The following is a 7375-nucleotide window of genomic DNA, read 5'->3' as shown; positions in this document are numbered from 1 at the left end:
CGTCGGTGACGCCGGTGAGTTTCAATTCGATGGTATTCGTCGCGTCGTTGGTGTTGAGCGTGGGCGTGAATGTGGACGTCCAGACGGTGCGGTCGGCGTTCGCCGTGGGCGCGCTCAGCGAGCCGCTCCCGCAGACGAAGTCGCTGACGTCCAGGCCGGAGACGGGTTCGGTGAAGGTGATGGTGACGGTGGTCGTCTGTCCGGCCTTGAGAGCGCTGTTGGCCAGCGCGATGGTGGCCGTGGTGGGGCCGGTGGTGTCGGTGGTGGTGGACCTTGTGTCCAGGCGATAGTTGGCGCTGCTGACGCTGACCACTCCGGCATTGCCTGCGGCGTTGCGCACACCGTTGAGGTTCATGCTGATGGTGTTGGTGGCGTCTTCGGTATTGGCCTTTGGCGTGAACAGGGTGGTCCAGGTTGTGCCGTCGGCGCCCACGGTGAGGGGCCCCACTATGCCGTTGGCGTCCGTGAGGTCCACGTCCGCAGCCGTGAAGTCGGTGACGATCTCACTGAAGCGGAAGGTGACGCGCGTGGTCTCTCCCGCCGTGAGGTCGGTGTCGTCCAGCGTGATGGTGGCGATGGGGCGCGTGGGGGTGTTGATTGGCCTGGTGTCGACCGTGTAGTTGGCGCTGGTGGCCTGACCCATTCCGGTGTTACCCAGCTCGTCGATCACACCGCTGAGGTTCAGGCGAATGGTGTTGGTGGCGTCGCTCACGTTCGCTGTGGGCGTGAAGGTGGCGCTCCAGTTTTTGGAAGAGACGAGGTTGGGGAGCTCCCCATGAGAATCGCTGAGGTTCGTGATCGCGCTCAGCGTGCCATTGGCGTCCGTGAGCACGATGTCTTCGAGAGCCAAGCCCAAGACATACTCGCTGAATTCGAAGGAGACAAGACTCGTTTCACCCGCCGTGAGATGGGTGTCGGCCAGCACGATGGTGGCGCTGGGTCGCAGGATGTCTACCCGATAGGCGGAGTTGGTGACGCTGCCTATTCCGGCGTGGCCTGCGGCGTTGGTCACGCCAGTGAGGTTCACGCGAATGAATGTCCCGCGGTCCTCGTTGTTCTGCGGATCGACCTTGGGCGTGAAGGTGGCACTCCAGGTTTTTCCATCGGCGCCGGCCGCAAGCGGGCCCAGTATGCCTTTGGCTTTGGTCGTGTCTATGTCGTCGATCGTGAAGCCGTTGACGGGCTCGCTGAAGCTGAAGGTGACGGTGGTCGTTTCACCCGCCGTGAGGCGGGTGTCGGCCAGCGTGATGGTGACAGTGGGCCGTACGGTGACGGTGTCCACCTGGTAGTTGGCGCTGTCGGCGGTGCCTATTCCAGCGAGTCCTGCGGCGGTGGTCACGCGGCTGAGGTCCACGCTGATGCGGTTGCTGGCGACCTCCTTGTCGGCAGCGGGTGTGAAGGTGGCGCTCCAGGTTTTCCGTCGGGGCCGGCGGTGAACGCATCCAGTGTGCCGCTGGCGTGCGCGAGGTCGATGTCGTCGATCGTGAAGCCGGTGACGGGCTCGGTGAAGCGGAAACTGACGGTGGTGCGCTCACCTTCGGTGAGGAGGGTATCGGCCAGCGTGATGGTGGCGCTGGGCCGCAGGGTGGTGGTGTCCAGGTGATAGTTGGCGCTGGTGACGCGACCCACTCCGGCGTTGCCTGCTGGGTCGCCTATGTAGCTCAGGTCCAGGCTGATGGTGTTGCTTGCGTCGTTGACGTTGGCCGTGGGGGTGAAGGTGGTCGTCCAGATTTTGGGATCTGCGGTGGCCTCGATGGGCTCACACGTGCCGTTGGCGTCACTGAGCACGATGCCGTCGGTCCAGTAGCGGACATCCTCGCTGAAGGTGATGGTGAGGGTCGTGGTTTCGCCAGCCGTGAGGTAGGTGTCGGCCAGCGTGATGACGGCGCTGGGCGGTGTGGTGTCTATTCTGTAGATATTGTCGAAGCGCTCCGGGGTCAGGGCCGGATTGCCTGCGACATCGGTCACACCGGCGAGGGACACGAGGAGGGGGACTCCGTCCGGTGAATCGCCGGAAGCCGGGGTCGTCGTCGGGGCCGTCAGGGTGCACGACCATTCGATGCCGTCGTGGGTGTACAGGCCCGATAGCGTGCCCTTGCCTGCGGGAACAGACAGGTTATCCAGAGTGAAATGGTCCGGCTTCAGCTTTTCGGAGAAGGTGATGGTGAGGCTGTCTTTTTCGCCGGCGGAGAGTATTGCGCCGCCACCCTGATGCAGCAGGACGGCGATCACCTGGGGCCGCATGGTGTCCAGGAGATAGTCGGCGCTGCTGACGCTGCCTGTTCCGGTGTGGCCTGCGGCGTTGCGCACGCCGGCAAGGTCCACGCTGATGCGGCTGCTGGCGCTCTCCTTGTTGGGCGTGGGCGTGAACGTGGCGCTCCAGGTTTTGCCTTCTGCATCGGCCGTGAGCTCGCCCAGTGTGCCGTTGGCGTTCGTGAGCACGATGTCTTCGCCCGTGAAGTCGGTGACGGCCGTATTGAAGCGGAAGGTGACGATGGTCGTTTCCCCGACAGTCAGGACGGTGTCGGCCAGCGTGATGGTGGGCCGTGCGGTGGTGTCGACGATGTAGTTCGCGCTGTTCGCGCGGTCCAGCCCGGTGTGGCCTGCGGCGTTGGCTACGCCGGCAAGGTTCACGCTGATGCGGTTGCTCGGGTCCTCCTTGTCGGGAGTGGGTGTGAAGGTGGCGCTCCAGGTTTTTCCTTCCGTGTCGGCCGCAAGGGGCCCCAGGGTGCCGCTGGCGTCCGTGAGCAAAATGTCATCGGCCGTGAAGCCGGTGACGACCTCGCTGAAGCGGAAGGTGACGGTGGTGGTCTTGCCGATGGTCAGGCTGGTGTCGTCCAGCGTGATGGTGGCGCTGGGGCGTTGGACGGTGGTGTCCACGAGGTAGTCGATGCTGGTCGCGGTGCCTGTGCCGGCATTGCCTGCGGCGTCGGTCACGTTGGCGAGGTTTACGCTGATGTGGTTGCTGGCGTGCTTGGCGTTGGCCGTCGGCGTGAAGGTGGCGCTCCAGGTCGTGCCGTCGGCATTCGCCGTGAGCGCGTCCAACGTGCCGTGGGCGTTCGCGAGGTCGATGGCGTTCACCGGGGGGCTGTTGACTTGCTCGCTGAAGGCAAAGGTCACGGAGGTCGCCTCGCCCGCGGTGAGACTGGTGTCGTCCAGCGTGACGATGACGCTGGGCCGCTGGGTGTCTATTTGGTAGTTGTCGCTGGTGGCGTAGCCCGTCCCGGTGTTGCCTGCGGCGTTGGATACGCCGGCAAGGTTCACGCGGATGTGGTTGCTGCCGTCCTCCATGCCGACCGTGGGCGTGAAGCTGGCGCTCCAGGTTCTGCCGTCGGCGCCGGCCAGCAGCGGGCCGAGCGTGCCGTGGGCGTCCTCGAGGTTGATGTTGTCGCGGCTGAAGCCCGTGACGATCTCGTTAAAGCTGAAGCTGACGGTGGTGGTTTCATCAAGAGTCAGGAGGGTGTCGGCCAGCGTGACGATGACGCTGGGCAGCTGGGTGTCTATTTGGTAGTTGTCGCTGCTGGCCTTGCCGGGTCCCGTTTGGCCTGCGGCGTTGCGGACCCCCGTGAGGTTCGCGCCGATGCGGTTGCTGGCGTCGTGCGTGCTGCTCGCGGGCGTGAAGGTGGCGCTCCAGGTTTTGCCATCGGGGCTGGCCGTGAGCGGTCCCAGTGTGCCGTTTGCGTCCCTGAGGTCAATGTTGTCGGCCGTGAAACCGGTAACGGTCTCGCTGAAGCGGAAGGTGACGGTGGTCGTCTCGCCGACGGTCAGGCTGCTGTCGTCCAGCGTGATGGTGGGGCGCACGGTGGTGTCGAGGGTGTCCAGGAGATAGTTTCCGCTTGTGACGCTGCCCTGGCCGTAGTTGCCCGTCATGTCCTGCACTCGGCCAAGGTTCATGCGGATGGTGTTGGTCGTGTCGCGGACGTTTTCCGTGGGCGTGAACGTGGTCGTCCAGACTATGTGGTCGAAGCTGGAGAGAAAATCCAGTGTGCCGTTGGCGTCCGTGAGGTCAAAGTGGGATTCGTTCACACCGCGGATTTCTTCGGTGAAGGTGATGGTGATGACGGTGGCTTTGCGGATGTTCGTGTCGGCCAGCGTGATGGTGGCGCTGGGGGGGGTGGTGTCGGTAGACCTGGTGTTCACGATGTAGTTGGCGCTGCTGGCGACGCCAACCCCGGTGTTGCCTGCGCGGTCCTTCACGCCGGAAAGGTTTATACGGATGGTGCTGGTCGCGTTTTCCAAGTCGGCCGTGAGCCAGAAGAGATCGCCCGTAAGGGTCTTGCCGTCCGGCGAGGTGAGCGTGCCCAGTTTGCCGTGGGCGTCCCTGAGGTCGACGGTGTCCCTGAGGTCGTCGAAGGCGACCAAGGGACCCACTGTCTCGCTGAAGGCAAAGGTGACGGTGGTGGTTTCGCGAATCGTGAGGTTGGTGTCAGCCAGCGTGATGGTGACGGTGGGCCGCAGGGTGTCTATTTGGTAGTTGCTGCTGACGGCCTCGCCCAGTCCGGCGGTGCCTGCGGCGTTGGTGACGCCAGCGAGGTTCACGCGGAGGGTGTTGCTGGCGTCCTCGATGTTGTTTTTTCGTGAAGGTGGCGCTCCAGGTTTTGCCGTCGGCACCGCCCGTGAGGGCGCCCAGGGTACCGTTTGCGTCTGCGAGATTGATGTCGGCCGCATCGAAGCCGGAGACCGGCTCACGGAAGGTGAACGCGACGATGCTCGTCTCGCCAATCGAGAGGCGGGTGTCGGCCAGCACGACGGTGGCGGTGGGCCGCTGGACGGTGGTGTTCACGCGATAGTTGGCGCTGATGATGCTGCCCATGCCCGTATTGCCTGCGACGTCGGATATTCCCCTGAGGTTCACGCGGATGGTGTTCGTCACGTCGTTGACGTTGGCCGTTGGCGTGAAGGTGACCTTCCAGACCATGTGCTTGTCGTCGGGCGTGAGATTGACCCTGAGGCTGCCTGGGTCGTTGAATCGGTCGTTGCATGTGCCGTTGGCGTTCGTGAGGTCGAAGGCCGTGGGCCAGTCAATCCAGTTGGTACGCTCACTGCAGGTCAAGGTGAGGATGGTGGTTTCACCAACGGTGAGGTCGTAGTCGTCCAGCGTGATGGTCGCGGTGGGTCGGATGGTGTCGAGGGTGTAGACATTGTTTTGCGCCCATTTCTCCTCGCCCGCATTGCCCGAGAGATCGGTGATGCCGCCCAGGTACACGGGGATGGAGATGAATTCCGGTGACTCACCGGAAGCCGGGGTCGTCATCGGGGCCGTCAGGATGCACGTCCATCTGATGCCGTCGTCGGTGCGCAGGTTGGACAGCGTGCCCTTGCCCTCGGGAACATGCAGGTCCGCCAGGGTGAAACTGCTCCGATCCAGCGCTTCCGAGCAGCGGATGATGAGGGGGACGGATTCGCCAGCGCTGAGCTTGTCGTCGTCGTAGGCGCACCAGATTCGTTCGATCGTGGGCGGCGCGGTGTCCAGGCTATAGGTGGGGCTGCTGACGCTGCCCACCCCGGGGATGCCTGCGGCGTTGGTCACGCCGCTGAGATTCAAGCGGATCGTGTTGGTGTTGCTCGTGTTCTTGTCCTGGGGCGTGAACGTGGCGCGCCAGGTTTTGCCGTCTGCATCTGCCGTGAGTTCGCTCAGCGTGCCATTGGCATCCTTGAGATCAACGTCATCCAACGTGAAGTCGGTGACGCTGCTGTTGAAACGGAAGGTGACGATGGCCGTCTCGCCGCTCTTGAAGCGGGTGTCGCTGAGCGTGACGGTGGCCGTGGGCTGGCCGGCAACGGGGGGCTTTCTGGTTCGACGGCCATGGTGCTGCTCCTGCCGGGTCTGCGTTTCGGAATTCAGCACGCATCTCCATCTCCTCGGCAGACAGGGTGCCAATCACTTTGGTTTGGCACCGCTCCACGCCGGTTCATCCAGCGTTTGCAACCCAGGCCGGCGGGTCACCGGGGGTAGAAAGCAGTCAAAACATGGGCGGTGAATGTGCGCGTGCCGGCCATGGATTTCCTAGCGGTTTTACGCTTGCTTTCCACGGAGGATTCGCTGTAACCGATGAATGGGCGCTCCCCGCCATGCCCGCGGACCCCGCGCTGTGCGCGGCATCCATGATCCGACCGAAGGACGTTCTGGAGATCATCACCCCGTGTTCAGTGCCCGCCCGTATGGCTCGCGCCCGCGCAAGAACCAGAAGCGCGCATCGCGCTCGAGCCGAACAATGTCCCGGAGACCCATCTGGCAAGGGTCGCGGGCACGGCGCGCTTTGCCTACGCGTGCGTTTGATACTGACAAAATATACACTGCGTCAGTATCTCTACCAAGGAGCACACCATGTCGAAAGAAGCCGTTTTCACGATGAAGCTGGAACCGGAGCTGCGCGCCGACTTCATGGCCGAAGCTGCCGGCGAAGATCGACCTGCATCCCAAGTCATGCGCGAGCTGATGCGCGGCTACATCGAGCAGCGTCGCCAAACCCGCGAATATGACGACTCCCTGCGGCGCAAGGTCGAAGCTGGCCGCGCCTCGATGCGTGCCGGCCGTGGCCGGTCGAATGATGAAGTGGAAGCCGCGTTCGCTGCCAGGCGCAGCCAGGTAGCGGCAGACCAGGCGTGATCGTCATCTGGACGCCAGAGGCGGAACAAGACCGCGCTGACGTTTGGGACTGCATCGCGGCCGACAACCCCGGCGGCGCCGTTCGCATGGATGCGCTCTTCAGCGATGCGGCCGCCAGACTGGCCGCGCATCCCAAGATGGGCAAAACGGGCAAGATTTCAGGCACCCGCGAACTGATACCGCATGAAAGCTATCGGTTGGTGTATGAGCTCGACGGGGGCACGGTGTGGGTGTTGGCCCTGGTGCATACCGCCCGCCAGTGGCCGTCGGTGCAGTGAGGACAGCATGGGCAGGGCTTGCTCAGCCGCAAGCAAAAGGGATCGGCGAACCGCCGCAGGGCCAAGGGCCGGTTGGCCAAACTGCACGCCCGCATTGCCGCGATCCGCTCGGACGCGCTGCTTCCTGCTCGGCCCGCGCTGCACCCGTCACAACCAGAATTCGCCGTGCGCCACGGACGATGCCTGCCCCACGACGGACAGCGGCATCTGCGCTGCGGCGCCGGGGGCGGTGATGACGCCGTTGGCTTGGCCGTCGGCGTCGAACGGTCCGCCATCGGTGATCTCAAAGTCCAGCCGCAGCCGCTCGCCTTCCAGCGCCATCTTGCCGCCGTGGGGCGCGCTGCTCAGGTTGGTCCAGGTGCCGGTGCTGTCCTTGGCCCAGTAGCCGTTGACGCCCAGCGCCGGGTCCACATACAGGCTGAACGTCTCGCTGCTGCGGCCTGTGGCCAGCTTTGCCTCGAAACTGATCAGCCCGAGGGGCGTCTCC

At 64.2% G+C, this 7375-nt stretch carries 6 protein-coding genes; 2 read left to right on the top strand and 4 right to left on the bottom strand.

The window, feature by feature from the left end; translation table 11 throughout:
* The 3 genes from VTU_RS30955 to VTU_RS35495 all read right to left on the bottom strand — a co-directional run.
* Nucleotides 1-1360, bottom strand: a 1360-nt coding sequence (locus VTU_RS30955) for an Ig-like domain-containing protein (RefSeq protein WP_265597366.1), incomplete at its 3' end; no start/stop codon positions are given.
* Complete coding sequence (locus tag VTU_RS30950) at nucleotides 1336-4539, bottom strand: Ig-like domain-containing protein (RefSeq protein ID WP_010109966.1); 3204 nt, start codon at nucleotides 4537-4539, stop codon at nucleotides 1336-1338. The genes VTU_RS30950 and VTU_RS30955, both read right to left, overlap by 25 nt.
* Nucleotides 4427-5848: an Ig-like domain-containing protein gene (locus tag VTU_RS35495; protein ID WP_010109965.1), complete on the bottom strand. Its 1422-nt coding sequence runs from the start codon at nucleotides 5846-5848 to the stop codon at nucleotides 4427-4429. The genes VTU_RS30950 and VTU_RS35495 overlap by 113 nt, the downstream gene beginning before the upstream one ends.
* A gap of 480 nt (nucleotides 5849-6328) precedes the next feature.
* Between VTU_RS35495 and VTU_RS0123525 the strand changes: the two genes are divergently transcribed.
* Together VTU_RS0123525 and VTU_RS0123520 are read left to right on the top strand one after the other, a co-directional pair.
* Nucleotides 6329-6610 carry a hypothetical protein gene (locus VTU_RS0123525; protein WP_010109963.1) on the top strand — a complete coding sequence of 94 codons (282 nt, stop codon included), beginning with the start codon at nucleotides 6329-6331 and terminating at the stop codon, nucleotides 6608-6610.
* On the top strand, nucleotides 6607-6888 hold the full coding sequence (locus VTU_RS0123520) for a type II toxin-antitoxin system RelE/ParE family toxin (RefSeq protein WP_010109962.1): 282 nt from the start codon (nucleotides 6607-6609) through the stop codon (nucleotides 6886-6888). The genes VTU_RS0123525 and VTU_RS0123520 overlap by 4 nt, the downstream gene beginning before the upstream one ends.
* Before the next feature lie 147 nt (nucleotides 6889-7035).
* On the opposite strand, the gene VTU_RS30105 is transcribed toward VTU_RS0123520, so the two are convergent.
* Nucleotides 7036-7375, bottom strand: a 340-nt coding sequence (locus tag VTU_RS30105; RefSeq protein WP_010109961.1) for a choice-of-anchor U domain-containing protein, incomplete at its 5' end; no start/stop codon positions are given.

The organism is Verminephrobacter aporrectodeae subsp. tuberculatae At4 (assembly GCF_000193225.1).
GTDB classification, from domain to species: domain Bacteria; phylum Pseudomonadota; class Gammaproteobacteria; order Burkholderiales; family Burkholderiaceae_C; genus Acidovorax; species Acidovorax aporrectodeae.
Note: the sequence above shows the minus strand (reverse complement) of the source record. Positions and strands in the feature narration are given on the sequence as shown.

What these genes read in the sequence shown, in the direction of transcription:
- VTU_RS0123525 (WP_010109963.1), top strand. Translation starts at nt 6,329, where the DNA reads ATGTCGAAAGAAGCCGTTTTCACGATGAAGCTGGAACCGGAGCTGCGC.